Annotated in this window: 23 protein-coding genes; 12 read left to right on the plus strand and 11 right to left on the minus strand. The window is 44.2% G+C overall.

Annotation, left to right across the window (positions count from 1 at the left end; genetic code table 11):
• Positions 1-86: 86 nt before the first annotated feature.
• A complete protein-coding gene (locus tag QT984_RS15295) occupies positions 87-1,676 on the minus strand; it encodes an Hsp70 family protein (protein ID WP_333055417.1) in 1,590 nt (529 codons plus the stop codon).
• Positions 1,677-1,750: 74 nt separating this feature from the next.
• Here QT984_RS15295 and QT984_RS15300 point away from each other — a divergent pair, with 74 nt between their 5' ends.
• The 3 genes from QT984_RS15300 (at position 1,751) to QT984_RS15310 (ending at position 4,585) form a co-directional block, all read left to right on the plus strand.
• Positions 1,751-3,085: an AAA family ATPase gene (locus QT984_RS15300; protein ID WP_333055418.1), complete on the plus strand. Its 1,335-nt coding sequence runs from the start codon at positions 1,751-1,753 to the stop codon at positions 3,083-3,085.
• A gap of 1 nt (position 3,086) precedes the next feature.
• Complete coding sequence (locus tag QT984_RS15305) at positions 3,087-3,632, plus strand: hypothetical protein (RefSeq protein ID WP_333055419.1); 546 nt, start codon at positions 3,087-3,089, stop codon at positions 3,630-3,632.
• A 263-nt stretch (positions 3,633-3,895) separates the two neighbouring features.
• On the plus strand, positions 3,896-4,585 hold the full coding sequence (locus QT984_RS15310; protein ID WP_333055420.1) for a CPBP family intramembrane glutamic endopeptidase: 690 nt from the start codon (positions 3,896-3,898) through the stop codon (positions 4,583-4,585).
• Between the two features lie 28 nt (positions 4,586-4,613).
• Here QT984_RS15310 and QT984_RS15315 read toward each other — a convergent pair whose 3' ends face one another.
• On the minus strand, positions 4,614-4,847 hold the full coding sequence (locus QT984_RS15315) for an ATP-binding protein (protein ID WP_333055488.1): 234 nt from the start codon (positions 4,845-4,847) through the stop codon (positions 4,614-4,616).
• 1,344 nt (positions 4,848-6,191) lie between these two features.
• On the opposite strand from QT984_RS15315, the gene QT984_RS15320 reads away from it, so the two are divergent.
• From QT984_RS15320 to QT984_RS15335, 4 genes are all read left to right on the plus strand, one after another.
• Entirely contained in the window at positions 6,192-7,343 is a 1,152-nt protein-coding gene (locus QT984_RS15320) for a glycosyltransferase family 4 protein (RefSeq protein ID WP_333055421.1), read from the plus strand.
• 589 nt (positions 7,344-7,932) lie between these two features.
• The gene (locus QT984_RS15325; RefSeq protein ID WP_333055422.1) at positions 7,933-9,303 is read left to right on the plus strand and encodes an O-antigen ligase domain-containing protein; all 1,371 of its coding nucleotides are present in this window, start codon (positions 7,933-7,935) and stop codon (positions 9,301-9,303) included.
• Between the two features lie 441 nt (positions 9,304-9,744).
• Positions 9,745-10,539: a WecB/TagA/CpsF family glycosyltransferase gene (locus QT984_RS15330; RefSeq protein ID WP_333055423.1), complete on the plus strand. Its 795-nt coding sequence runs from the start codon at positions 9,745-9,747 to the stop codon at positions 10,537-10,539.
• A gap of 201 nt (positions 10,540-10,740) precedes the next feature.
• Positions 10,741-11,184, plus strand: a complete 444-nt coding sequence (locus QT984_RS15335; protein WP_333055424.1) for a DUF4079 domain-containing protein — start codon at positions 10,741-10,743, stop codon at positions 11,182-11,184.
• A gap of 81 nt (positions 11,185-11,265) precedes the next feature.
• Here the strand turns inward: QT984_RS15335 and QT984_RS15340 are convergent, their stop codons facing one another.
• Positions 11,266-12,174, minus strand: a complete 909-nt coding sequence (locus QT984_RS15340) for an alpha/beta hydrolase (RefSeq protein WP_333055425.1) — start codon at positions 12,172-12,174, stop codon at positions 11,266-11,268.
• Between the two features lie 490 nt (positions 12,175-12,664).
• Here QT984_RS15340 and QT984_RS15345 point away from each other — a divergent pair, with 490 nt between their 5' ends.
• The 4 genes from QT984_RS15345 (at position 12,665) to QT984_RS15360 (ending at position 16,100) form a co-directional block, all read left to right on the plus strand.
• Entirely contained in the window at positions 12,665-13,042 is a 378-nt protein-coding gene (locus QT984_RS15345; protein WP_333232886.1) for a FeoA family protein, read from the plus strand.
• A gap of 151 nt (positions 13,043-13,193) precedes the next feature.
• A complete protein-coding gene (locus QT984_RS15350; protein WP_333374347.1) occupies positions 13,194-13,436 on the plus strand; it encodes a FeoA family protein in 243 nt (80 codons plus the stop codon).
• Positions 13,436-15,775, plus strand: coding sequence for a Fe(2+) transporter permease subunit FeoB (gene feoB / locus QT984_RS15355; RefSeq protein WP_333374349.1), 2,340 nt, complete (start codon positions 13,436-13,438; stop codon positions 15,773-15,775). Before QT984_RS15350 ends, feoB begins: the two co-directional genes overlap by 1 nt.
• 58 nt (positions 15,776-15,833) lie before the next feature.
• Positions 15,834-16,100: a FeoC-like transcriptional regulator gene (locus tag QT984_RS15360; protein WP_333232888.1), complete on the plus strand. Its 267-nt coding sequence runs from the start codon at positions 15,834-15,836 to the stop codon at positions 16,098-16,100.
• Positions 16,101-16,321: 221 nt separating this feature from the next.
• On the opposite strand, the gene QT984_RS15365 is transcribed toward QT984_RS15360, so the two are convergent.
• The 5 genes from QT984_RS15365 to ubiG all read right to left on the minus strand — a co-directional run bounded on the left by QT984_RS15365 (position 16,322) and on the right by ubiG (position 21,702).
• A complete protein-coding gene (locus QT984_RS15365; protein WP_333374351.1) occupies positions 16,322-18,295 on the minus strand; it encodes an ATP-binding protein in 1,974 nt (657 codons plus the stop codon).
• A gap of 192 nt (positions 18,296-18,487) precedes the next feature.
• Entirely contained in the window at positions 18,488-19,225 is a 738-nt protein-coding gene (locus tag QT984_RS15370; RefSeq protein ID WP_333339653.1) for an alpha/beta hydrolase, read from the minus strand.
• A 150-nt stretch (positions 19,226-19,375) separates the two neighbouring features.
• The gene (fldA, locus tag QT984_RS15375) at positions 19,376-19,888 is read right to left on the minus strand and encodes a flavodoxin FldA (RefSeq protein ID WP_333209025.1); all 513 of its coding nucleotides are present in this window, start codon (positions 19,886-19,888) and stop codon (positions 19,376-19,378) included.
• Positions 19,889-20,050: 162 nt separating this feature from the next.
• Entirely contained in the window at positions 20,051-20,377 is a 327-nt protein-coding gene (locus QT984_RS15380; RefSeq protein ID WP_333209023.1) for a hypothetical protein, read from the minus strand.
• Positions 20,378-20,856: 479 nt separating this feature from the next.
• Complete coding sequence (gene ubiG / locus QT984_RS15385; RefSeq protein ID WP_333055436.1) at positions 20,857-21,702, minus strand: bifunctional 2-polyprenyl-6-hydroxyphenol methylase/3-demethylubiquinol 3-O-methyltransferase UbiG; 846 nt, start codon at positions 21,700-21,702, stop codon at positions 20,857-20,859.
• A 372-nt stretch (positions 21,703-22,074) separates the two neighbouring features.
• Here ubiG and QT984_RS15390 point away from each other — a divergent pair, with 372 nt between their 5' ends.
• Positions 22,075-22,806: a TIGR04283 family arsenosugar biosynthesis glycosyltransferase gene (locus QT984_RS15390; protein WP_333055437.1), complete on the plus strand. Its 732-nt coding sequence runs from the start codon at positions 22,075-22,077 to the stop codon at positions 22,804-22,806.
• 14 nt (positions 22,807-22,820) lie between these two features.
• Here the strand turns inward: QT984_RS15390 and QT984_RS15395 are convergent, their stop codons facing one another.
• From QT984_RS15395 to coaD, 3 genes are all read right to left on the minus strand, one after another.
• The gene (locus QT984_RS15395; protein WP_333055438.1) at positions 22,821-22,976 is read right to left on the minus strand and encodes a hypothetical protein; all 156 of its coding nucleotides are present in this window, start codon (positions 22,974-22,976) and stop codon (positions 22,821-22,823) included.
• Between the two features lie 455 nt (positions 22,977-23,431).
• Positions 23,432-24,118 carry a DivIVA domain-containing protein gene (locus QT984_RS15400; RefSeq protein ID WP_333055439.1) on the minus strand — a complete coding sequence of 229 codons (687 nt, stop codon included), beginning with the start codon at positions 24,116-24,118 and terminating at the stop codon, positions 23,432-23,434.
• Entirely contained in the window at positions 24,001-24,579 is a 579-nt protein-coding gene (gene coaD / locus QT984_RS15405) for a pantetheine-phosphate adenylyltransferase (RefSeq protein WP_333055440.1), read from the minus strand. The genes QT984_RS15400 and coaD overlap by 118 nt, the downstream gene beginning before the upstream one ends.
• Between the last annotated feature and the right edge of the window lie 201 nt (positions 24,580-24,780).

Consider the following 24,780-nt stretch of genomic DNA (forward strand, 5'->3'; position numbering starts at 1 on the left):
ACCGGGTTTTTCACTTAATCGGCGGGCTGCAACGAATGATTTTCCTAAAAAACCCGGTTTCTGAGCTCCTATGCGTTCAGGAATGCTTAACTTAGCTGCACCACGGGTTTATCCTCTAACAAAGTTTCATTTGTCAGCAAATCTTCCACGGTAATTCGTAAAAAGCGCTGTTCGTCAACGCGGAAGAAGATTTTGATGCGATCGCTCCCCGGATACCCAGGCGGCGTCAATTGCGCGATGCTGCGGGCTCCTTCTTTATCATTTAAGGGCTGTACCGATGTTTGGCCCGCGAGTTGGCGAGTAATTAGTCTGTCGCCATCAAAATATATCTCCGTGCCGCCAGTTTCCGCTCCCAATTCGCCGATAATTAATTCTATACTTGGCTGACTTTCTAAAGAAGCCCCCAAGACTAATTCTACCGGTTCGCTCATCGGATAAGACTGGCCGGATTTAATTAAACTGTGCCAACTGTGGCAATTGTCGCGGCGGTTCCAGTAGCGAATTCCGTAACTGTGATAGAGAAAATCTTTGATTTCTATGCCTTGACTCAGTTGCAGAGCACCTTGGGCGATCGCCTCAAAGGGTTTGTCGCAGCGAATTTTTGTCGGCTCGAAATATTGCTGCACCCAACGCTGAACAGCGGGAATTTGTACAGTACCGCCAACTAGCAAAACTGCGTCGATGTCGCCAATTTCTAAGCCTTGGCGCCGCGCTTGCTGCAATACTTGATTCATGCACTCGTCGAGTTTGTCAAAAAACTGATGTTCACCGAGGATAGATTCAAAACGAGATCGATCTAATTCTAATTCGTAACTCTCAAAATTTTCATCATCAAAATAAACCTCAACTGCCTGATTTACTAAAGATAACTGAATCTTTAACCGTTCTGCCAATCTCGTTGTAATCGGAGATTTTGCCAGCCCTTTTGTTTGAACAAAATAGTCAACTAGCCAATTATCAATATCAGAACCGCCTAAATTTTGTCCGGCTTTAGCCAAAACCCGGGCAACTTTTGTTTTTTGCGCTGAAGATTCAGCTAATAGCTTTTCGCCCCACTTGAGAATAAAACCGAGGGGCTTTTTGTTGGAGGAAGCGTCCAAACGCACCAAAGAAAGGTCGAGAGTTCCGCCGCCGAAATCAATGACTAACAGATTTTCGCGATCGGCTAAACCGTAACCCAAAGCAGCCGCCGTAGGTTCGTCCAGCATCCGCACCTGTTCTACTTGCAGAGATTGAGACACTTTGCCCAACCAATGGCGGTAAGCTTCAAAACTATCTACCGGCACTGTAAAAATCAAAGAGTCGATCGGCAAAGGCACTTCGCGAATTGAGTTTACAATTTGGCTCAAATACCACTCGCCTACTTGTTCAAAAGTAATTAGTTGCCCGTCAAATTCTGGCACAAAACCCTGAACAGAAGTGCCAATTCCCCGCTTGAAATTGCGAAAAAACCGAGAATCTCCGCTCAAATCCAGACCTTTGTCGCGGACTTGCTGACCGAGTATTACTTTATTTGCAGCAGCGTCCTCAACGTAGAGTAAACTCGGAATTAGGGGCGGATTTTGAGCCGAGATTGCCGACAATCCCGGTAATTTTAAAGTTTCGGGCTGCTGGAGGACTTGATTCCAGCGAGCGACGACGGTGTTGCTAGTTCCAAAATCAATTGCGATCGTCATTCAGCCAAAATACACAGCTACTAGGGATTAGATTATAATATGGTATTTGGAGCGGCAAAGACCAACATAATATTATGACTCAATCCACTTTCTTTGAAACCGAGAACGAAGAGCCTGTACAGGGAATTACTGAAATTGCAGTATGCGGCTACAAGTCTATTTACGAAGAGTGCCAGATTGAAGTGCGATCGCTGACAATTCTAGCCGGTGCCAACAGTTCTGGTAAGTCTAGCATCATGCAGCCACTATTGCTGATGAAGCAAACGCTAGAAGCCCCTTACGACCCAGGTGGTTTGAAACTTGACGGGCCTAATGTTAAATTTACATCAGCAGAACAGGTATTGTCTAAACTTTCTCCAGAAAAATACAGGGATGAGTTTTCTCTCAGGCTGAATATAGACACAGATAATTTTTTTATCAGCTTATTCAGAAAGCAGCCAAAGCACGGGATTAAAGTTGTTAAAGCGACTTACTGTATTCCTTATTACGATGGTGAAAATATTACTATATTTCCCGGAATGCAGCATCAAGAATTGTTGAAAACTATTTCCGAATATCTGGCTGAAACTTACAATTTATTGTTAGATAATAACTCCTACGAAGAACCGCCATTATTGAGTGTGAGTAATGTCCGATGTTTTCTAGATTTGAAATTTGGCGACAGTCAGTTTGATTCACTCTATTCGGCGAATTTCCCCAAACATATTCGCCGCATAGTCCACGTTCCCGGGTTGAGAGGCAATCCAGGACGCACCTACAATACCGCAGGAGTTGGCAGTGAATTTCCGGGTCTTTTTGAAAATTATGTTGCTAGTATAGTTAATTACTGGCAAGAAACAAAAGACGAGCGACTGATAAAATTGGGTCAAGCTTTTGAGTTATTAGGACTTAACTGGAAAGTTGAAGCCAGACAGATTAATGACGTACAAATTGAACTGCTAGTAGGTCGTTTATCCCGCAGCGGGAGTGCAAGCGATACTGTTAGTATTGCTGATGTTGGCTTGGGAGTATCGCAAACCTTGCCTGTTTTAGTTGCTTTGCTTGTAGCAGAACCAGGACAATTAGTTTATCTAGAACAGCCGGAAATTCACTTGCATCCTCGCGCTCAAGTTGCTTTAGCACAAATCTTAGTGGATTCTGCAAATAGAGGTGTGCGAGTAGTTCTAGAAACTCACAGCGAATTGCTGCTTTTAGCAGTTCAATCGTTAGTTGCCGAGGGTAAAATACTACCGGATTTAGTAAAACTTCACTGGTTTAAACGGCGCGACGATGGTGTTACAGAAGTCACCAGTGCCGATTTAGACGAGACGGGAGCTTTTGGAGAGTGGCCTGAAGATTTGGGCGATGTTTCTTTGCATCTAGAAAGCCGCTATTTGGATGCAGCAGAAGCTGTTTTGTGGAAGCGTTAATATGGCAGATAAAGTTTCTAAACGCCTGGTAATAGATGCTTCTGTTGCGCGTGCTACTGGTAGAGAAGATGCAACCTATCCCACATCGGTTTACTGTCGGAAATTTCTCCAAGCTGTCTTGGATCTTTCTCACCGAATTGTGATGACTCCAGATATTAGAGATGAGTGGAACAAACATCAATCAAAATTTGCTCGTAAATGGCGGTCCCAGATGGTGGCCAAGAATAAATTATGTTTCTTCGATATCGAGGTAGATAATGATTTGTGGTGTCAAGTTGAAGCAATAGCCGAGAGCGATAAAGAGCGGGAAGTAATGGTTAAAGATTTGCGCTTGGTGGAAGCTGCGATCGCTACAGATCGCACAGTAATTTCACTTGATAACAAAGTGAGACAATGTTTTGCTAAAGTAGCAGTAGATGTTGATCCGCTAAAAGATATTATATGGGTAAACCCAGCCCAAATAGCAGAAAAACCCCTTGATTGGCTGCAAAATGGTGCTGAACCTGAAATAGAACGATCGCTCGGATTTCAGAAAGCAGACAACTGAGTAGATTTAGAGTAATGCCGGGTTAGTAGGATCGTCCGTGCGATCGCCATTTTACCAATTTTTAGTTTCAAGAAATAAACGCAAATTTTATAAACTGCACACAACTCATACCTTTTAGATTAAAAACGTGAGAATGACTGACTGCATAAGGGTTTGGATCGCGGCCCTACAGTTGCATTGTTTCTTGAAAGTGGTATAATCTGTCCGCCTCCACCAAGCTTTTTCATTCGATCTCAATCCAATTTTTTAAGGAATCGTGCAAAATGTTGGACATGGGCGATCGCAAAACAGCACTATTGGCTTTAACATTGCTTGTCCCTGCCGCTAGTATCGGTATCATAGCAGCCTTGTATCTTGCCCCTGGAAGCTGGGGACAAACACTCTCAGTCTTTTGTCAAGTTTGGTTGCTGGTTTTTCCGATCGCGTGGTCTGTTTTTGTCGATCGCAAAAAGCTCAGTTTATCCCTGCCCAAGCCCCAAGAATTGCTGGCTGGATCTATTTGGGGAATATTCATGTTTGCGGTAATTCTGGGTATCTATAGCCTTTTTGGTCAGCAGTGGATCGATCCTGTAGTTGCTAAAGAAAAATCGTACCAGTTAGGTATTAGCAGCCCTACTATTTACTTGATTGTCGAAGCATATTTTGTGCTAGTTAACTCGCTGATTGAAGAATTTACTTGGCGGTGGTTTGTCTGCAACAAGTGCCAGATTCTCATACCGGGTACAAAAGCAATATTTCTGAGTTCGCTATTTTTCACCCTCCACCACATTTTTGTAATCGCAGCTTACAGCGACTGGCAGGCTGTGATCTTAGGTTCCTTAGCTGTCTTCACCGCCGGGATAATTTGGTCGCATTCTTATCTGACTTACCGTTCGCTTTGGTCGAGTTATATCAGCCACGCGATCGCAGATTTAGCCCTGGCAATTATTGGTTGGCAAATCCTTTTTAACTAGCTGCTTTTTCAGCTACAATCGTCGGCAATTATACAGTAAACATTGACCCTTTTCCCAAATCGTTCTCCCGACTAATATCTCCCCCCATCATCACACAGAATTTCTGGGCGATTGCCCGTCCCAAACCCGTACCGCCGTACCTGCGAGGAGTATAATCGTCCGCTTGCGTAAAAGCTTGAAATACTCTCTCAATTTGCTCTGGCTTGATTCCAATTCCAGTATCGCTGACTGTGAAACTAATCCATTCTTCAGCAGCCGGAATATCCGAACTCGGCTATTGATTGATGCTGTGCAATAATCGAAGTTCATATCTTCCCACCGGAAGATGCTTTCCGTTCAGGCATCTGCTTTTAATTCTAGGTTTGGTTTTGCTGGCGATCGCATAATTTTAGCTGCATAAAAACAGGCCAACATATCGCTACAAGCATCGGCGGCCCGGCCCCCAAGATCACACCGATTGTCATCGGGAATTGCCAACTTAGGAAAAATTATGATTTCATAACATCAAATTTTTTGTAGGCGAAATCGTTTGATACATTCCACGAAGCTGCTGCTACTACTTAGGAGTCAAAGTTTGCACGATATTGACCAATCCACCTTGAGTATTCCTTGGATCTTGATAGGGTCATTTGATAATTTGCTGCTGAATTTTTGTTACGGTAATTACTTAGACTGGAATTGGGCAGGAACGCTACATATACTCTGCCCCCCACTGGCAGTCTCTTGTGGGAACTTTTTCAGGCGATCGCCTTTTATTAACAAATTTAAAACTCATGCCGCTAATTAAATTTATATTGGTGAAACTCTATGTTCTGTAGCACGATTGGGAAACCTATTTTTTCAAACAGTGGACGCATCAACTAGGTTTTTTTATGAACAGACGAAAACTGAGGGCGAGGGGGATCGCTTTAAAAATCCGCTTTATCCCCTCATTCGCGGCTCCACGACGATGATTCGCGCGATCGCGCCCCTGCAGGTTTCTGAGAAAACCACCATCTCTGAATCTTGACCAAATAGGATATTGTGTCAAGCAATACCTACAGCACATTTACCAAAAAATTACAGCCACTGATGGTATTTATATCTGTTATTTTCATGGATCGATCAACATTCTCAAGGTAAGAAGTCCCCTCTTGAATCCAGTATAAAATTTTGCCAAAGGCGATGTCAATCTACTGAAGATTGTTGCAGATGCTACCTTTATCCCTCACATGAAAAGTTTGCTGCTATTCGGTTTACCGTACATTCCTATCTGTTGGCTCAAATGATGTTATCTTGAACAGAGGCTGTTACAGAGCTTGGTGTTTGTCGCGAAACAAGCTTCTATTTGATGAGGTATCTATCTTCGGGCTGAACTTTCGCCGATCTGCAAATTATCCCGATGGGAACTGTTTCTGGCTAACATCAATCCTTATGATCAATGCAACGACATTCAAGTTGTGGCAGATAGATATTGGGGTGTTGCGAACAGTCGATCGGTTCGATTCTATGTAAACACCAGGAAAGCGGTAATTAATATTCACCCGCCCCTCTTTCCTTTTGGGCTCTAACATCAGCGCTGCTAGCAGCGCCGAAAGCGAGTAAAAGTCTTCAGCGGGACTTAAAAATGAAAATCACCTTTGTTCTTCCTACTCTGTCTCTAACTGGTGGAATACGAGTAATATCTATTTTCGCAGAACTTTTGAGAAAGCGAGGACACTCCGTGTTCGTCATCTCTGTACCCAGTCCCCAGCCGAGTATGCGCCAGCAAGTCAAGTCGCTGCTGCGAGGAGGGGGTTGGATTTCCCCACCTGAAAATGAACCCTCATTTTTCGATAACTTAGGTGTAGAACACAAAATTACCGATCGCTACCGCCCCGTAGAAGACAAAGATGTACCTGACGCTGACGTAGTAGTGGCCACCTGGTGGGAAACCGCCGAGTGGGTAGCCAAACTCTCTCCTAGCAAAGGAGCAAAAGCTTATTTTATCCAGCACCACGAAATTTTTGACTATCTACCTCAAGGAAGAGTAGAAGCAACCTGGATGCTGCCCATGCACAAAATTACGATCTCTGAGTGGTTAGTTGACCTAGCTCGGACTAAATATGGCGATCGCGAAGTTTCCTTAGCTCCTCCTACCGTGGACACCAAGCAATTTTACGCCTGTCCTCGCAACAAACAATCGGTTCCTACAGTTGGCCTAATGTACTCTACAATCTACTGGAAAGGAACCGACATCGCCCTCAAAGCTTTTTCCCTAGCGGCAGAAAAGATCCCCAACCTGCGTCTGGTTGCCTTCGGTACAGGGGCCCCATCCTCGGAATTGCCCCTACCGGCCAATGCCGAGTATGTAATTCAACCCGACCAAGACAAAATCAAAGACTATTACAGCAAATGCGATGCTTGGCTGCTGGCGAGCCGCTCAGAAGGCTTCGGCTTGCCAATTATCGAAGCGATGGCGTGCCGCACTCCCGTCATCAGTACCCCAGCAGGTGCTGCTCCTGAAATTTTGAGCGGCGGTACTGGCATACTTGTAACACCAGAAGATCCCGAAGAAATGGCAAAAGCCATAGAGTCTATCTGTCAGATGCCAAATTCCAAGTGGCAAGCCATGTCTGAAGCCGCCTATGCCAAGGTGAACAACTATACTTGGGAAGATGCCACGGATCATTTTGAAGCGGCATTGAAAGTTGCTGTAGACAAATCTAAACAGCGCGACGTTAACGTAGATTCCTTTTCTCCCTACTCTGCGAAGGAAAAAATTCCAGTTCGATGCTAAGTGCCGCGCCGCCATTTGAAACTCGGCGCTACGGGCGTTTTAGGTGCGGGATTCTGGGGAGAAAATCAATATCCTCTGGTGGGTTTCTTCTGCCACAACTAAAATCGCCCGTGTCCTGTTTTCTACGCAGCAGTCTCGACACGAGTTCTGACCGCACTGACGTGGGAATACTGGTTATAAATTGCTCAGCCAAAATCTGAACCAGAGGGCGACGGAGGTTTTCAGGCTGGCTCCGTTACAGGCTAAACTTGTCTAGTCATCAAACATCTGCCCATTTGTAATTGGGACTTGTCCCTGACGACAAAGTAAGATCGGCTAGACTATCAAGTGACGATCGCCTCCTGCAGAGATCCGCACCCCGCAGAAAAGGCAAAAATAGGCTGGTAAGTGCGAACTTGCTGTTATGGACGATGCAACTAATCTCCTCGATGCGGCACTGTACACTGCTTTGGAACGTCAGGCACAATTAACCAACAACACGTAAAATTGAGGTTGATTGAAAAGATTGGGGTTGGGCGATCGTTTAATCAAGAATTTTGAGCGGGCAATTTGAGTTGTCTTTCTAAAATTTTACTGCCAAAAAATACCTATGGTTGCATTAATCCCACTTGCTCTGTTCGGCTTTATTCCAGTCGTTTGTTACCTGTTTGTGAGGTTTCCGGCTCAGCGTGCAGTAATTATAAGTTTTGTGGTAGGGTGGCTGTTTTTGCCGCAAGCTTCTTATCCCATCCCCTCATTGCCATCCTATACCAAAATCTCGGCTGCTTGCTACGGCGTTTTGTTGGGGACTCTTATCTACGATCCTGCGCGCCTCACATCTTTTAAGCCCGGTTGGCTGGACGTGCCAGTGGTAATTTACTGTTTGTGTCCAATTGTTTCACAAGTTAGTAATGGCGGCAGTCCAATTTCTCCGACTATCAACCAAATCGTTACTTGGGGTCTGCCTTATTTTTTAGGACGCTTGTATCTAGGTAGTTTAGACGGGCTGCGACAATTGGCGATCGGGATTTTTGCAGGTGGGTTGGCCTACATTCCTTTTACTTTAATTGAAGGGGTTAGGGGCCCAATTCTGCACCTAATGATTTACGGCGTCAATGCCTTTGAGGACTGGGGTCAAGCAAGGCGCCTGGGGGGGTGGAGACCGGTAGTATTTATGCAGCACGGTTTGATGGTGGGTCTATGGATGATGACAGCCGCCTTAATCGCACTTTGGCTTTGGCAAACTGGGACGCTCAAAAAGTTTCAGGGTCGTAACATCAAGACTTTAGCAATTATATTAACTATCGCTTTTTTCCTATGCCGTTCTACTGGCGCCTACAGTTTATTTGCAATGGGGTTACTCGTATTATTCTCTGCCAAGTGGTTTCGCACCCCTTTGCCCCTGCTATTCATAATTGGATATATAGTGTTTTATCTGTACGTCGCTGCATCGGGTCAATTTTCGAGCAAAGACGTGATGGACTTCATCACTCCAATATTTGGCGAAGAACGCTCCGCCTCTCTGAAGTTTAGATTTGACATGGAAGAGATTTTGGGGGAAAAAGCGCGGCAAAGATTTCTTTTTGGCTGGGGAGATTCCGGCGGAAACCGCGTTTACGACGAGTCGGGTAAAGATATCTCGGTCACCGACAGCTTATGGATTATTGCATTTGGCGTCAACGGTGCAGTCGGTTTAGCTAGTTTATTTTCTTCTTTGTTACTTCCTGTTATCGTCTTTACCCTGTTCAAGTATCCCGCCAGAACCTGGTCAAATCCCAAAGTAGCGCCCGCTGCCGTCCTGGGAGTAGCCTTAACTATGTACGTGTTTGACTGTGTTTTGAATGCTATGACTAACCCGATTTTTGCGCTGATTGCTGGAGGAATATCGGGTCTCGTCTTAAAAGCTCCAGAAAGTCTTAAGGCCAAGAAAACCAGTTCGCCACCAAGAAGACATTCGCTGGTTCACCAAAAATCAGGATGATTTTCAGGAATACGATCGCCACTTCACTTCAAGCTGGAGACTATATTGCCTTCCCTAGAGACCAAAAACTCAAAAATCTACCACTTTTGGATGAAATCCCGTTCGGAAGTTGCCAGATATTTGTCACTAGGTTAAACTCTTAATCTCATAAACTCTTTTTTTTACATTCATTTGCAATGCTTCAACAAGTATTAGCACTGGATGGCTTTTTACTTGAAACTGTCTTGCGACTTATAAACTTAAAAATTGGCTTTATACACTTTTTCTAAAACGAGCTGATTCTTTACATAATCTTTAAAAATCCTGACTAGACAGGTAGGGCATAGGAGGATATACTGAGAAAACTATGTTCACTGAAGCGCCTAGTTACAACACGCAACTGTATTGTGGGCTATAATAGTTTGAGTTGTAGTTTAATATAAACCGGGAAGGGCATAATAAATGAAAACAGTTAATTTATTGAATGTCTCGATAGATAACTTGTCAATCACAGAGTTGTTTGAAAAACTCGACGGCGAAGGTGGTGTCGTATTTACACCAAATGTAGACCACTTGATTAAGTTGCAGTATGACCGCGACTTCTATGAAGCTTACAATACATCTACTTACAGAGTCTGCGACAGTCAAATATTGATGTATGCCTCCAAGTTTTTGGGTACTCCTCTCAAAGAAAAGATTTCTGGTTCGGATTTGTTTCCGGCATTTTATATGTATCACAAAGATAACGAGAAGATTAAAATATTTTTGCTAGGAGCGGCTGAAGGTATTGCTAGGAAAGCCCAGGAAAAAATTAACCAAAAAATTGGTAGACAAATAGTGGTTGAAGCACTTTCTCCTTCTTTTGGATTTGAAAAAAATGAGGAAGAATGTGAAACAATAATTGATGCGATCAATAAATCAGGAGCGACAGTTCTGGCTATCGGAGTGGGAGCGCCAAAGCAAGAGAAGTGGCTGGTTAAATACAGGAGCAAATTAACACACGTCAAAATTTTCTTAGCCGTAGGTGCAACCATTGATTTTGAAGCTGGTTGCAAAGCCAGAGCTCCAAAATGGATGAGCGAAGTCGGCATAGAATGGGCGTACAGACTGTTAAGTGAACCGAGAAGGTTGTGGAAAAGATATTTGATTGAAGGTCTGCCTTTTTTCCGGTTAATCTTAGAACAAAAATTAGGGTTTTATAAAATGCCTTTCATGGAGAGCAAAACCAGCCAGCTAGAATGGAAAGGTGGCTCCTAAAAAGGTGCTCCACCAATATCGAGCGTAAATTAAGCTGAGTATCGGAGAAAGTGGGTTTGACTTCAAGGTAAGACTGATGCAATCTGTGGATAGTCCGATCGCACATCGCACTCGATCTCAAAATAATTCATTTTTGCTTTCAAGTCCAGGTAAAATCGGAAAGAAACCTTTTGTGGAAAATCCTAATTAGGGATGCAACCGATGAATCTGCCTTCTTTCTTGTGGTTGTGGAAAATAGCGGCTTGGTCAATGGGTGTTTCCCTGTTGGCTTACCTGTTGCTGGCCGTTACTGGAACGTGGATGTTTGCCGCTAGGAGTACCAAAAAACCGCGCCCAAAATGGCTGCGTCCCTTTCATTTAGCCACTGGTGCGGGGATGGCGACTTTGGTAATTTTACTGCTGGGAATTGGTGTAGTCGGCACCCTAGGATACTACGGCAATTTGGGTCACTCGGCTCATTTACCGGCGGGGTTAGCTGTTGTGGCTTTGGTGTTGGTTTCTGTTGGAAGCGGGCTGCAAATTGGCCCTAAACATCCTTGGGCACGTCCCCTCCACATCGGCACTAATTTGGCCTTGTTTGGGGGATTTGTGACTGTGTTGCTCACAGGATGGACGATCGTACAAAAGTATTTGCCGAAAGTTTGAAACCTGTCTATTTGACCTCAAACTATACCAAATTTTCCAGGGAAACCATATATGTAAGGTGCGCCGCAGCGCACCCTAGGTTTAATTTTTTTGCGTGAGTCCGCTTTTGGTGATGAATTCTAAAATATGCTGCGCGGTAATCTGTGGCTTTTCTAAGTGGGGAACGTGCCCACAGTCGGGTATCCAAATTAGTTGAGAATTTGCGATCGCCCTTGCAAACTTTTCCGCATCCGCCGTCCCCAAAATCCGGTCTTGTTTTCCCCACAAAATCAGCGTCTGCTGCTGAATTTGCGATAATTTTTCCCCAAAACCACCGTAACCGCCGCTTTTGGTAAACGCAATTAAAGCTTGATTCCAGTTGGGCATTTCCAAGTGCAAAGCAGCACAAGTTTGAGCGTCAACAGAAGCCAAATTTTTATCGAAATAAGCATTGACGCTAATTCGCTGGCGAATTTTGGGATTGCGTAAAAATGAAGTTGCCAGATATCCTAAAGGAGGAATTAAAAACTTCCCCTTATTAGAACTGATGGCAAAACCTGCGCTATCTATTAACACTAATTGTTTTACAGCTTCGGGATAATTGAGAGTAAAATCAATTGCTGCTGCACCTCCCATTGAAGCACCGACTAAGATTACAGGCTGCGAAATTAGCGTTTTCCAAAAATAGTAAAGGTGACTTTCAATTGCCCTCGCGCTGAATGCCAAACCTGCTGCTCTTTCTGTAAAGCCAAAACCCAACAAATCAACCGCCCAAGTTTCATTTTCGGCAGCCAGCAGCGGCAACAGGCGGCGGAATTCAAACAAGGAACTGTCGAAGCCGTGAAGTAGCAAAATCGGTGTGTTGCCGCTGCCTTGGCGCACGTAGGTTGTGGCAATTGGTTCAGAAGATAGGGGAGTTGTAATTGCCTCCCGTTGAATGCTTTGGGCTAAGGCAATTGAGGTAGATTCTGTGAGTTGTGCGATCGACTTTGGCAGAAAACTTGCTGGCATAATTCTTGATAAATTGTGAATCGGTAGGGGCGATGCCACTCTGTCCGCCCTAACATTTAAGTATATATGCTTGCTCGATCGCTATTTTAGGAGTTGGGGCGAGTCATTAAAATTCGATCGATATTTAGTATCGCGGCGTCCCACCAATGGCTGATTCTGTTTCTGGTTAATATATTTGAGAATTGTTGCTAATAAACAATTTTTCAGATAAGATGCTTAAGAGCAGTAAGTTTGACCATCGCGCAATTTAACCGCAAATTGGCATCTAACCTAAGAGAGATTTCAACTCTAGATCGCAAAAAAAGCATCAAATTTCCGATCGCGGGGAACAACTGTATCCGAAATCTTCCCAGAAAACAAGTAGCCTGACAACCGAAGTTTGGCGATGCGTGGACTGCGGTGTAAAGTTTATTGAGAATATATCTCAATTGTTTCCTGGGAGTAACGCCAAAAAACTTGCTGCTAAAACCGATCGACTGTGAGAAGACCCATGAAACAAAACCAAGCATACAGCCAACAGAAGCAAGAGTTAAACCCCAAGTCTTTCGAGGGTTTCACCTTTTACGGCGAGACACCAGAAGTCTCTCAAAGCGAAGACAGCAGCACAGAAACTCAGCCTGCTTTGGGTGAAGGTAAATCATTTCCCCTAGCAATGGCAAGCATCGGCGAGACACTGCAGATTGTCAAACTCAAAGGTTCAGAAGGCACGGTACGCCGTCTGATTGGTATGGGATTAGTCCCCACTATTGAAGTTCAAATCGTCAGCACCTCTGGCGGTTCCGTCATCGTGGCAATTGGGGACAACCGCATCGGTTTGGGGGCAGGGATGGCACAGAAAATTATGTGTAGGAATTCAAAATTGCCATAGAAAAATTGCATCTACAGCAATCCTATTTTATTGGTGAAAAAGATTTTTTTTATTAACCGCAGAGGGCGCAGAGTCTCCAGAAGAGAGAGATTTTCGCAGATTCTGAAATTTCATTGAATTTTTACCAATTTAGACTGCATTCAAACAAAAGATGAGCGAGAAAAAACAACTAGGGGATTTAGCTGTCGGCGCAATCTGCCGCGTCATTGGCTATGAGAAAACAGCCCGCGCCTATAAGGGCAAATTGTTGGCAATGGGGCTGACACCGGGAACTGAATTTACTATCACCCGCTACGCACCTTTGGGAGATCCCATCGAAATCCTCGTGCGGGGTTTCAAACTCAGTTTACGCAAAGATGAAGCTAAAACTCTATTTGTAGAAGAGGTTAAATAATGGCTAAGCAAATTATTGGATTGGTAGGCAATCCTAACTGTGGCAAAACTACCTTATTTAATGCCCTGACTGGTGCCAAGCAGCGAGTAGGTAATTGGCCGGGAGTAACTGTCGAACGCAAAGAGGGAAAATACACTCACGATGGTTTAGCAATTACGATTGTTGACTTACCGGGAGTTTATTCTCTTGATGCGGAAGATGGAGATACTGGACTCGATGAATTGGTAGCGCGAGATTATTTGCTATCTGGGGAATCTGACTTAATTATTAATATTGTTGATGCTTCTAATTTAGAGCGCAATTTGTATCTCACTACCCAAATTTTGGAGATGCGCGTACCGACAATTTTGGCGCTGAATATGATGGATGTTGCCAAAGAACGGGATTTCAAAATCAAGGTCAATAAACTTGCAGAACGCCTCGGCTGTACGGTAGTGCCGATGAGTGCTTCCTCGAATGACGGAGTGCCTCTGTTGCGTGATGCGATTAATCGGGCGCTGTCTCAGCCGATCGTACCATCTGCCTATGTCGCTTATCCGGCTACGATCGAAGATGCGATCGTCCAACTCATCCCGCACATCGAAAAACACAGCCCAAATCGCACCGTAGATGCCCGCTGGACAGCCCTGAAGTTGTTAGAATATCAGGATGAAGTCGCCCCGGAAGTCGCCAGTACAGAACTCGAAAAAATCGTCGTTCCGCACCGCCGCCGAGTCCATGAAACCCTCGATGACGACCTCGATATTATCATCGCCGACAGCCGTTACACTTTCATCCGCAACCTAACCCAAGGCGTCACCGAATGTTCTAGAGAAGTCAAAACCAACGTTTCCGACAAAATTGACCAAATTGTTCTCAACCGTTTCTTAGGCATTCCCGTATTCTTAGCGGTAATGTACCTAATGTTCACCATTTCGATTAACGTTGGTGCAGTGTTTATCGACTTTTTTGACATCGCCTTGGGGACAATTTTTGTAGATGGTTTCGCTAAACTTTTAGAAAGTATCAGCGCACCAGGATGGTTGATTGGACTTCTCGCAAAAGGTGCTGGTGGTGGCATTCAAACCACATCTACATTTATCCCCCAAATTGGGATGATGTTCTTGTGTTTGTCTGTTTTAGAAGACTCCGGCTACATGGCGCGGGCTGCCTTCGTGATGGACAGATTGATGCGATTTGTCGGACTTCCCGGTAAATCCTTTGTGCCGATGATAGTCGGTTTCGGCTGCAATATCCCCGGAATTATGGCGACGCGGACATTGGAAAATAAGCGCGATCGTACAATGACGATTATGATGAATCCATTCATGTCTTGCAGCGCCCGATTAGCAGTTTACGCCCTATTTTGCGGCGCATTCTTCCAAGTCGGCGGTCAAAACATGGTATTAGGACTTTACCTAATCGGAATTCTAGCCGCTGTTCTCACCGGACTAATCCTCAAGAATACCATCCTCCAAGGAGAAGCCGCGCCTTTTGTTATGGAATTGCCGCCCTACCACATTCCCAAGCTCAAAGGAGTGCTGCTGCGTACTTGGGACAGGCTGAAAGCTTTTATCACAAAGGCCGGAATTGCGATCGTGATCATGGTGGTTATACTAGGATTCATGAGCTCAGTGGGCACCGACGGTTCCTTCGGCAAAGACAACAGCAAAGACTCAATTCTTAGTGCAGTCGGCCACGCGGCAACACCTGTATTTACACCAATGGGAATCACCCAAGAAAACTGGCCCGCCACCGTCGGTTTGCTAACAGGAATATTTGCCAAAGAAGTAATGGTTGGAACCTTAGATTCCTTGTACACCCAACTAGCAGACGAACAAAAAGCAGCAAGTGGAGAACCGGAGAAAGAAGAAGAATTTAGTTTCTGGGGAAATATCGGCCAAGCATTTTTTAGCATACCAGAGAATCTTACAAAACTTCCCGGTCAACTTTTCGATCCCCTCGGCTTAAATTCTACTAATATTACCGACCAAAAACAAGCGGAAGAAGACCAAGGTATCTCTGGTAGCACCTACGGACAAATGTCCCAGCGGTTCGGTTCCAATCAAGCAGCTTTTGCTTATTTGCTTTTTGTATTGCTGTACTTTCCCTGCGTCTCCGCAACGGCTGCGCTTTACCGCGAAACTAACTTGGGATGGACTGTATTCGCAGGCTTATGGACTACTGGTTTAGGTTACTGGATTGCAGTCCTCTATTATCAAGTCGCGACATATGCAGAGCATCCAGAATCTTCAGTTATTTGGGTAGTGAGACTGGTAATAGCTATGGCGCTGACACTTGCGGGATTAAAAATGATCGGTGCAATACGCCCCAAGCGACGCGCAGCAATCAGTAGTTAGTTGACTGTTGACTGTTGACTGTTAACTACGTTTAAGAATCAAACAAAGGAGAAAAGCCATGATTTTAAGCGAAATCCAAAAATTTATTGCTGACAACAAAAGAGCCTCTATCGCGGATCTAAAAATCCACTTTCGCATGGATGGTGATGCTTTGCGCGGAATGTTAAATCGCCTAATTCGCAAAGGCAGAATTAGCAAAATGGCAGAAGCAAAAAAGTGCGGCGGGTGTGGCAGTTGCGCCGACGATGCAACGGAGATTTATGTATGGGTAAATCCTGGCGAGTCGGTGTCAGCAAAAGAGCCAGTTTCTGCAACTTGCCATTAACAAATCAGGAGATGGCAGTGCCGTCTCCCTACAATTAATCACGGTATTACTCGTTACTAGGCTCTGCCTAGTAACGCATCTCCGGAGGCTCTGCCTCCAATTTTCCTGCTAGGATAGTGAGGCAGAGCCTCTAGATATTGATTCCCAGGCAGAGCCTGGGAACCAGTTAAAAAATCATAAAACATAGATGCACTAACTGATATTAAATTGATCGAGCCCTATTAACTCTGGCACAAACAAGCGGCTTCTTGGGTGCGGGCTTTAATCGGCAAATAAATCACAAACTCTGCTCCCTGCCCTATTTCCGAATTCACTTCTATTTTCCCTTGATGCTTCTCGATTATCTGGTAGGAAATTGACAGCCCTAAACCAGTTCCTTTACCCACAGGTTTAGTGGTAAAAAATGGGTCAAATAGCCTATTGATTGCATCCGGGTCAATCCCATTACCGTTATCTCTAATCTTCACCACCACTTGATTTACTCCTGCTATTTCTGTGAGGATTTCAATCTCATTGTTTCGCAGATTTGGATTGCTCAACAGTGCATCAGCAGCATTGGCTATGATATTCATGAATACCTGGTTTAACTGCGACGGATAGCACTCTACCAAGGGCAATTTCCCATAATTTTTAATTACTTTAATCGCTGTTTTGATTTTGCTATTTAAAATTAATAGAGTGCTGTCAATTCCTTCATGGATATCGACAGGTTTCATTTCAGCTTCATCTAACCTAGAGAAGTTTCGCAGGGACAAAACAATTTGCTGAATTCGCTCAGTACCCATTTTCATCGAAGATAGTAACTTCGACAAATCTTCTGATAAAAAGTCGAGTTCAATTTCCTCGATGCAGTCTTGAATCGGCGCGCTTGCATTCGGAAATTCCTGCTGGTAAAGTCCTACAAGCCTGAGCAAATCTTGAGTATATTGGTTAGCGTGAGAAAGGTTGCCATAAATAAAGTTAACTGGGTTGTTAATTTCGTGAGCAATACCAGCCATCATCAACCCCAAACTGGACATTTTTTCGGCTTGAATTAGTTGAGATTGGGCATTTTTTAAATCGTGAAGCGTTTGTTGCAGTTGGTGCAATTGTAGGTTTAGTGTACGATCGCGATTTTCTACTTGTTCTATCATACAGTTGAAAGCTTCCGCAAGTTGACCTACCTCATCAGAGGAAGGAATGGGTACTCTACCAGAAAAGTATTCATTGCTTGCCATCCAATTCACATTTTGAGTTAAATCTAGAATTGGTTTTCCGATGATTCGGCTAACTACAGCACCAACAATCGTGGCTAGAATTACCCCTGCCCAAAAGAAACTATCTAGCCGTTGAGATAAAGTTAATTGCGTTTGCTGCACTGTCGCCATTGGGCTAAACACACCTAGAGCTATGCTATCGCCTATTTCGGAGATTTCTACCGTTTTCATTATGTAAGACAGGCGCTCAATATCTATTTTAGTAGTCGATGTCTGTGGTGTAGGTTTTTTCCAAGATTTAGAGCGAATTTGGGGAAAATCAGTAGCAATTAATTCTCCTGATTTAAAGATTGCGAAGTAGTTTTTACTCTTAGTGTCAATGTTGATTTTATGCAATTGTTCGTCTGTCACTAAGTCACCGACGAGTACAGCACCAATTATCCTATTCTTGCTTCTAATCGGTGCAAATCCTACTAGCAATGCTTGCGCTTTGCCATCAATGCTGACAAAATTTGACTTTTCTAAGCCTTTAAGTGCTGAATTTATCGCTGCGCTATTGATTAACTTCTTATCTATGAGCGAATCTTCTCGCAACTCTGCTACCATTTCGCCCCGCCCATCTACTACTTTGACTAAATCTAGTTTAAATGTGGTTTTTAGAGATAATATATCTTGACGCAAGATGTCTGTGTTTTTCTTTTCTATAGCGCGAATAAGTTGGGCTTCTTCTGATAGCAGTTTGGCTTGCATTATCAATTGAGTCGATCGACTTTTGAAGTCTCGCACGGCTAACAATGCTTGGTTTTCAACTTGATCGCGCACTCCTTTTTCGAGAGTGTTGGCAAATCCGATTTTGACTGTGTGTATGACTAATAACAATAGAGTGACGGATACACTTAGAAACGGCAGGATAATTTTGAGGCTCAGCGGTACTCGAAAGTACGGCGGGCTCTTGATTGAGCTGTTGTCGCCCTCGATCGCACTCCTTATATTTTTCATAATTATTAAGAATAAGACTCATTAATATATCATAATACATTAACCGTAAATTTTCATTACGGGGAGCTGCTACTGCTGCAAAGTCTTGATATATAAAGAGTTGAATCTGTAGTAAATTTTGGCAGGCTGGCGAGGAGACTGCTTTTAGCACCCCAAAACTTGTTAGTTATTTATCTCAATAGTGGCGCGAATCTAGAACCTCAAATCTAAAATCGGTTGGCGGCTGTGTAGAGACAGCCAAAAGTTTAGTATTTCTTCCCCAACTTGTTCTGGATAGAAGTGATGAAAAAAATGCCTACCCTCTTTACATTCCCAAAGTCGATCGCCCTTTTTCAGAAACTTAAGCCAGGGGCGCATGACAATAGGAGATACTACAAAGTCCGTCTTGCTACTGCATAACAACAAAGGTACTTCTACACCCCCATCGGATAAATTAGTCGTACTAAATAACGAGTGAGGCGAAGGCGAAAGTGCTAAATCTTCTTCAAAATATGATACAAATTTTTGATTAATATACTGATTTTGTTCTCCCAACATATCGCCAACCATTTGAGTTAAAATTTGTTTGCGGCTCCAGGAAAAAGCTGAAAGATGTGTATAGTAATGAGCTTGCCAATTAATAGCAGATGGCAAGCCGACAGCTAAAAGTCCCAAAGAGCTGACTTTGTGAGGATAGCGGCGGGCATACATTAAACCAATTAGTCCGCTGGTACTGTGACCGATTAGATGAATTGGGCTATTCCGCGCTTTCAAATAGTGATGTAGTAGCTCAACAGCGACATCTAAAGAACAAGCTTCATCTTCCGTTTGTTCGTATTCCCATATTTGTATTGGTACTGAATGATTTAAGTAGTTAATGAGAGAAATATCGAATAATTGCAAACTCGGACTGGCACTTAGCCATAGCACATCATCTGAAGTATATCTCATCACTTTTAAGTTAGAAAAGGGAGCTATTAATAATTTTAACTGGTTCCCAGACTCTTCTTGGGAACCGATGTCCAAAGGCTTTGCATCGCTGAGTAAAATTGGAGGCAGATCCTGGTAACGAGTAATTGCAAAACCTGCCCACCATTAATCCTAGATCGCAAATTCTGTCTTGAGTTGAGATACCCAAGATTTTACCCGTGCTTCCGTCAGATCGGATTGGTTGTCTTCATCGATCGCAAGACCAAAAAATTTGCCATTAACTACCGCTTTAGATTCATTAAAATCATAGCCGTCTATCGGCCAATAGCCAACAGTTTCGCCGCCCTGTTCCGTGATTTTCTCAGCCAAAACCCCCATGGCATCCATAAAATTATCCGGGTAGCCCTCTTGGTCGCCAGTTCCCAAATAAGCCACCTTTTTGCCGCTAAAATCAATATCATCAAGTTCTGGGAAAAAACCTTCCCAGTCGCTTTGCAGTTCGCCGATATTCCAAGTCGGACAAGCGATAATCAGACATTCGTATTCAGCAAAATCATCATTTTCAATGCTACCTATCTCGTGCAAAGTCACGATATCGCCACCAAATTCATCCCGAATCATTTCAGCCACAGACTCAGTTTTGCCAGTTGTAGTTCCGTAGAAAAGACCAATTGATTTCGACATTGTTACTCCGAAGGTAAAAGTTGACAGGGTTTGAGATTTCTTTTTTTTGAGTCAGGATTTGGCATTTCCTGCCTGCAATTCATGCAAAAACAGTAGACGCGATTGTGGCAAACCTGAGAAATCAGGGAGTCAAGACAGCAAGGACACTGTTTTTTCATTGGGTTAAATTTGAAAATTCATCAACCAAGCTGACTCGCTCATATCTGGGTCTGCTTCTCCGTCAATTAGTAACAGATTCAGCGTCGTTTGTACTTTTAGACTGCGCGGGATGCCTGCGGGTACAAACACAAATACTCCGGGTTTTAAAGTGACTGTTCGCGAGCACACCGTGAGAGTTCCCCCTCCTTCTAAGACGGCGAGGGTTACATCTTTGGAGTTATCGAGGTCAGGTATTTCGGAATTTTTACCCAAACTCATCAGTTTTTGGCTGTCGGCGGGTTGTCCGTCGCTGATTCGATCGGCGGATGCGGAAACTATTGCTGCTGTCACGGTGATTGACCTCCAGGTACTGTTAACTTCCGGCACTTATTGCAATTAATATTCAATAAGCTACCATGCAATTTAGATAAATTGTCAAGAGTCTACCATTAAGATTTGTTACATAATGCTGTCAGACTAGGTTTAAACTCAGCACAAGCAGCCCCAAATTCACACGGAGCGGTGTTTGTGGACGCTAAGACAGCGCGACGCAAGGGCTTAACTTAAAAAATAGTTAGTAATTATTTGCAATTAGGTCTTAAAATTATATTTGTAGTGCGATCGCCAATATAGCAATTCTCAATTGCCCGCAATACAGTAAGGATACGGCGCAGTGCCTACGGAATATGTGTATTGCACTCAACAGGATAAGGTGTACCGCTGCGTGCGTACCCTAAAAAATGCAATAGAGGCGGGTTATAGCCGGATTTGTCGATCGCCCAAATCCGTCTCAAACTCGCCCCTAATGACAACAATCAACAATCAACCGACTAATTCTTCGCCCCAACGCCAACATACATAATCGACGTATCCTCATTGATTTGGATTTTAAACAACCCAGACTTTTTGTAATCAATATAGTTAGCGAAATTAACTGTTAAAAGTTGAGCCGCTTGTTTGAAAACTGCCCCGGAAGGAAACAACTGCTTTCCGCGTGTAAAATTCCCCCAAAAACCGTGCATCTGGGCTAAAACAGAACCCATTTCTCCAAACATATCAAAACCTTTAATTTCAATATTGCCAAAACCCGTATCTCGCATTACCGCAGACAGTTCCTCCGGCGTAATAAACTTTTCCCAATCGTGAACCCCCCGCCTAATTTCTTGCAAAATATTTTCCATCAGGCCAATCATCACCACTTGCGAGGAAAAAGTTCGATTGATGGTATCAAAAAAGAACAATCCTCCAGGCTTCAGAATTCTGTGAACCTCAGACACAACTTGTTTGTAATCAGCAACGTGTTCTAGAACATCCACGCAAATTACCACATCAAAGGTATTGTCATCGTAGGGCATATTTTCGGCAAAACCTTGCCTGTAGTCAATCTCAAAACCGCTGGTAACTGCGTGATTTTGAGCGGCTACAATACATTTCTCCGATCGATCTATTCCAGAAACAATAGCACCTCTCTCGGCCATAAACTCGCAAGAAAAGCCGCCCCCGCACCCGACATCTAAGGTTTTCAGCCCTTGCCAATTAGTCGCGTGTCTGTCAAAAAACTCAAATCTGGGTTTATTTAGGTGGTAAAGAGCATAGATTTTAGATTTTTCGTCCCACCAATTATCAGCATTTTCGTCGTAAAATTCTAAATCATTTTTTACTTCTGTTTTCTGCACGATTTTTTCATTCCTGATTAGTGGAAAATATAGATGGCGATTGCACTTTTGCGTGATTTTATAGGACTGACGCCAAAAAAACCAATTTCTGTAGAAAATCGGATGTTTCGTGACCAAGAATTTCTTCATGTGGTACCCGCCACGTGATTTACCCGTGGAATCAATCCACAATCGAAAATAGAAAATCCTCAAGAAAGAGCATTTATCTCGCGCAAGTCAATCGAAAATCTACAATCGAAAATCGAAAATCGATTGACGAGTTCGCAGGCCGACACCAGGTTTCTGAATCCGCGCGCGTAAGTTCTATGTTCTCGTTAGTTGTGAATCGCCACAGTTTTTTATTATAATATCTCTGGCATAAATTTCAACCCGATGGATCGCGTTTCTATTATCATCCCAGCCCTCAACGAAGCGACTTGTCTGAAACGCACCCTCCGCCAACTCAGCATCCTTAATCCTCCCGCTTGGGAAGTGTTGGTGGTAGACGGCGGCAGTCAAGACGACACAACGGCGATCGCACTTTCCGCCGGCATCCGCGTTATTTCTAGCAGTATAGCCGGACGTTCCCTGCAAATGAACTTAGGTGCTCAAGTCGCCACCGGTGAAATTCTGTGCTTTCTGCACGCCGATACTTTAGTTCCCGACGACATTGTAGCAGTTATCCAGAAAACATTGTCCGATGCCGAAATTTCCGGTGGCGGGTTTATCTCCCTGATGGCTGGTTCGCAGCAAACAAAATGGGGTTTTTCCCTCCACAATTACCTCAAAACTTATTACGCGCCGCTGTTATTTCGACCTCATTTATTTTTCCAAGGATTGCGCCTGCTGTTTGGCGACCAAGTTATTTTTTGTCGCCGTACCGATTTTTGGGAATGCGAGGGTTTCGATGCTGCGCTGCCAATTATGGAGGAAGCGGATTTGTGTTTGAAGTTAGTGCGACGCGGGAGACTTAAGTTAGTCAATCGGGTAGTGGAAAGTAGCGATCGACGAGTTGCGAGTTGGGGCGAATTTAAAGCTATTGCGATCTATCTTGCGATTGGTTTTTTGTGGGGCTTTGGCGTTTCTCCCCGGTATCTCAAGCAGTTTTATGAAGACATCCGCTGAAACACAAAATTTGATTAAATTCCCAAAATGTACTGGCTGTAATTTTTGGGCAAAACTTTCTGCAACAGGTAAATAATCGCCCAACAACCTAACAAAGTCCCCGTAACTAAAAAGCCGAGCTTCAGCAGGGGATTTACCGCGTCAATAAACTTATAAAACACTAACAACACATATAGCAATCCTAAATGATTCAGATAAATTTGTTGGGGTAGTGCTAAGGATCGCGAATTAAATAACTTACAATTTTAATTGTTATTGTGGGATGGGCTCTTATAGCCCGTCCAAAACGGACGGGCGTCCCGCCCATCCCACTTTCAAGAGTGGAAGTTATTTAATTCTCATTCCTAAGAGTGCCTACCCCCTATCTATCGGGCAACCGGGCGTGGGATTGCCCCTACAATAATTATGCAAATGATGCGAGGAGTGCTATATAGCAATCCTAAAAGAGTCGTAAATTTTTTACCCCATCCCAACCCTCCCCGCGGTTTCGGGGAGGGAGTAAGAAATTCACAAATTATGCGAGGATTGCTATAGAGACTATTGCGAAAAAAAATCTACTGCGAAAAAAAATCTACCTAAATTAGGTAGACTTTTAGAAATGTTCAAGCAATGAGTTCACTGTGGGCTAACCGTTGTTGTGATGAATGTGGGACGCAGAAACACTATCCAACTGATCGCGCCCGTTGCGGATCACGCGCAGCATATCGCTCAACTTGTGCTCGATATTATCGAGCACTTGGTCGGCATAATCATCGGCTCCGTTTTGAATTTCCTCGCATTCAGCCATCGCCCTGACTCTCATCTCTTCCAATTCCTCTTGAGCCTGGTAGCGAATTTGTTCGACTTCCGCCAGCGTCGCCTGCTGAATTGCCTCGCAGTCGAGCAAAACTTGCTGGCGCAACTGATCTGCCTCTATCTTCGCCTGCTGGAGCAGGCCCATATCGTTTAAAATTTCTGCCGCTCTCTGTTCTGCTGCTTCTATCACTTCCTGAGCGTAAAGTTCTGCCTCTTGAAGCAAGTCGTCCTTGTGCCGGATGATCGTCTCGGCTTCCTGAAAGGCGATCGGCAAATTTAGCCTCACCAAGTCTAACTGATCGAGCAACTGTTCTTCATCCACCAGAGTGCGTCTGGTCATGGGAATTCGCGGGCTGTCGAGAACAATTTCCTCAAGCCGATTCAATTCCCGCTGGATGTCTACTCCTGCGGTTCGGGTGGGATCTCCGAAGGTGGCTGTGTTCTGAGGTGATTCGTTCTCAGTGCCGCGTCCGGTAATGTCGGGTTCGATGCGAGTTGGTTCCTGCTGGCGTAACATTTGTAAATATCTAGGGCGACGTGTTTCGGAACAAGATGATCTACGGAGCCACCAAACTTGGCTATTTCTTTAACTACACTACTACTTAAAAAGCTGTACTCGTTAGAAGTTGCCAAAAAAACTGTTTCAATTTCACCCAGAAGGGTTTTATTGGTGTGGGCCATCTGGAGTTCCATTTCAAAATCTGTTAATACCCGGAGCCCCCGCAGCAGCACTTTGGCTTGTCGAATCTTAGCATAGTTTACTGTCAAACCCTCAAAACTGTCTACTTCTACATTTGGCAAGTGTTGGGTAGAGCGCCGGATCTGCTCGATCCGTTCCTCTACGGTGAAGAGAGGGGTTTTGCTGGGGTTTCTGACTACGGTAACAATTACCCGATCGAACAGTTTAGATCCCCGCTCGATAATGTCTGCGTGACCGAAGGTAATGGGGTCAAAGCTGCCTGGATAGATTGCAATCACGAGTTTGGCTCAACGGAGTGGGGGGGAGTGGAGGAGTGGAGGAGTAGGGGAATGGGAGAGTAGGATAGTGGGGCAGTGGGAGAGTGGGGCAGTGGGAGATGTGGAAAATCTTCCTTCTTCCTTCTTCCTTCTTCCTTCTTCTGACGGACATCCGTTACATCCGTTACATCTCGCGCAAGCGAATCCGTTGCCGAACTTCCT

Origin of the sequence: Microcoleus sp. Z1_B2 (assembly GCF_036700325.1) — a bacterium.
GTDB lineage: Bacteria > Cyanobacteriota > Cyanobacteriia > Cyanobacteriales > Microcoleaceae > Microcoleus.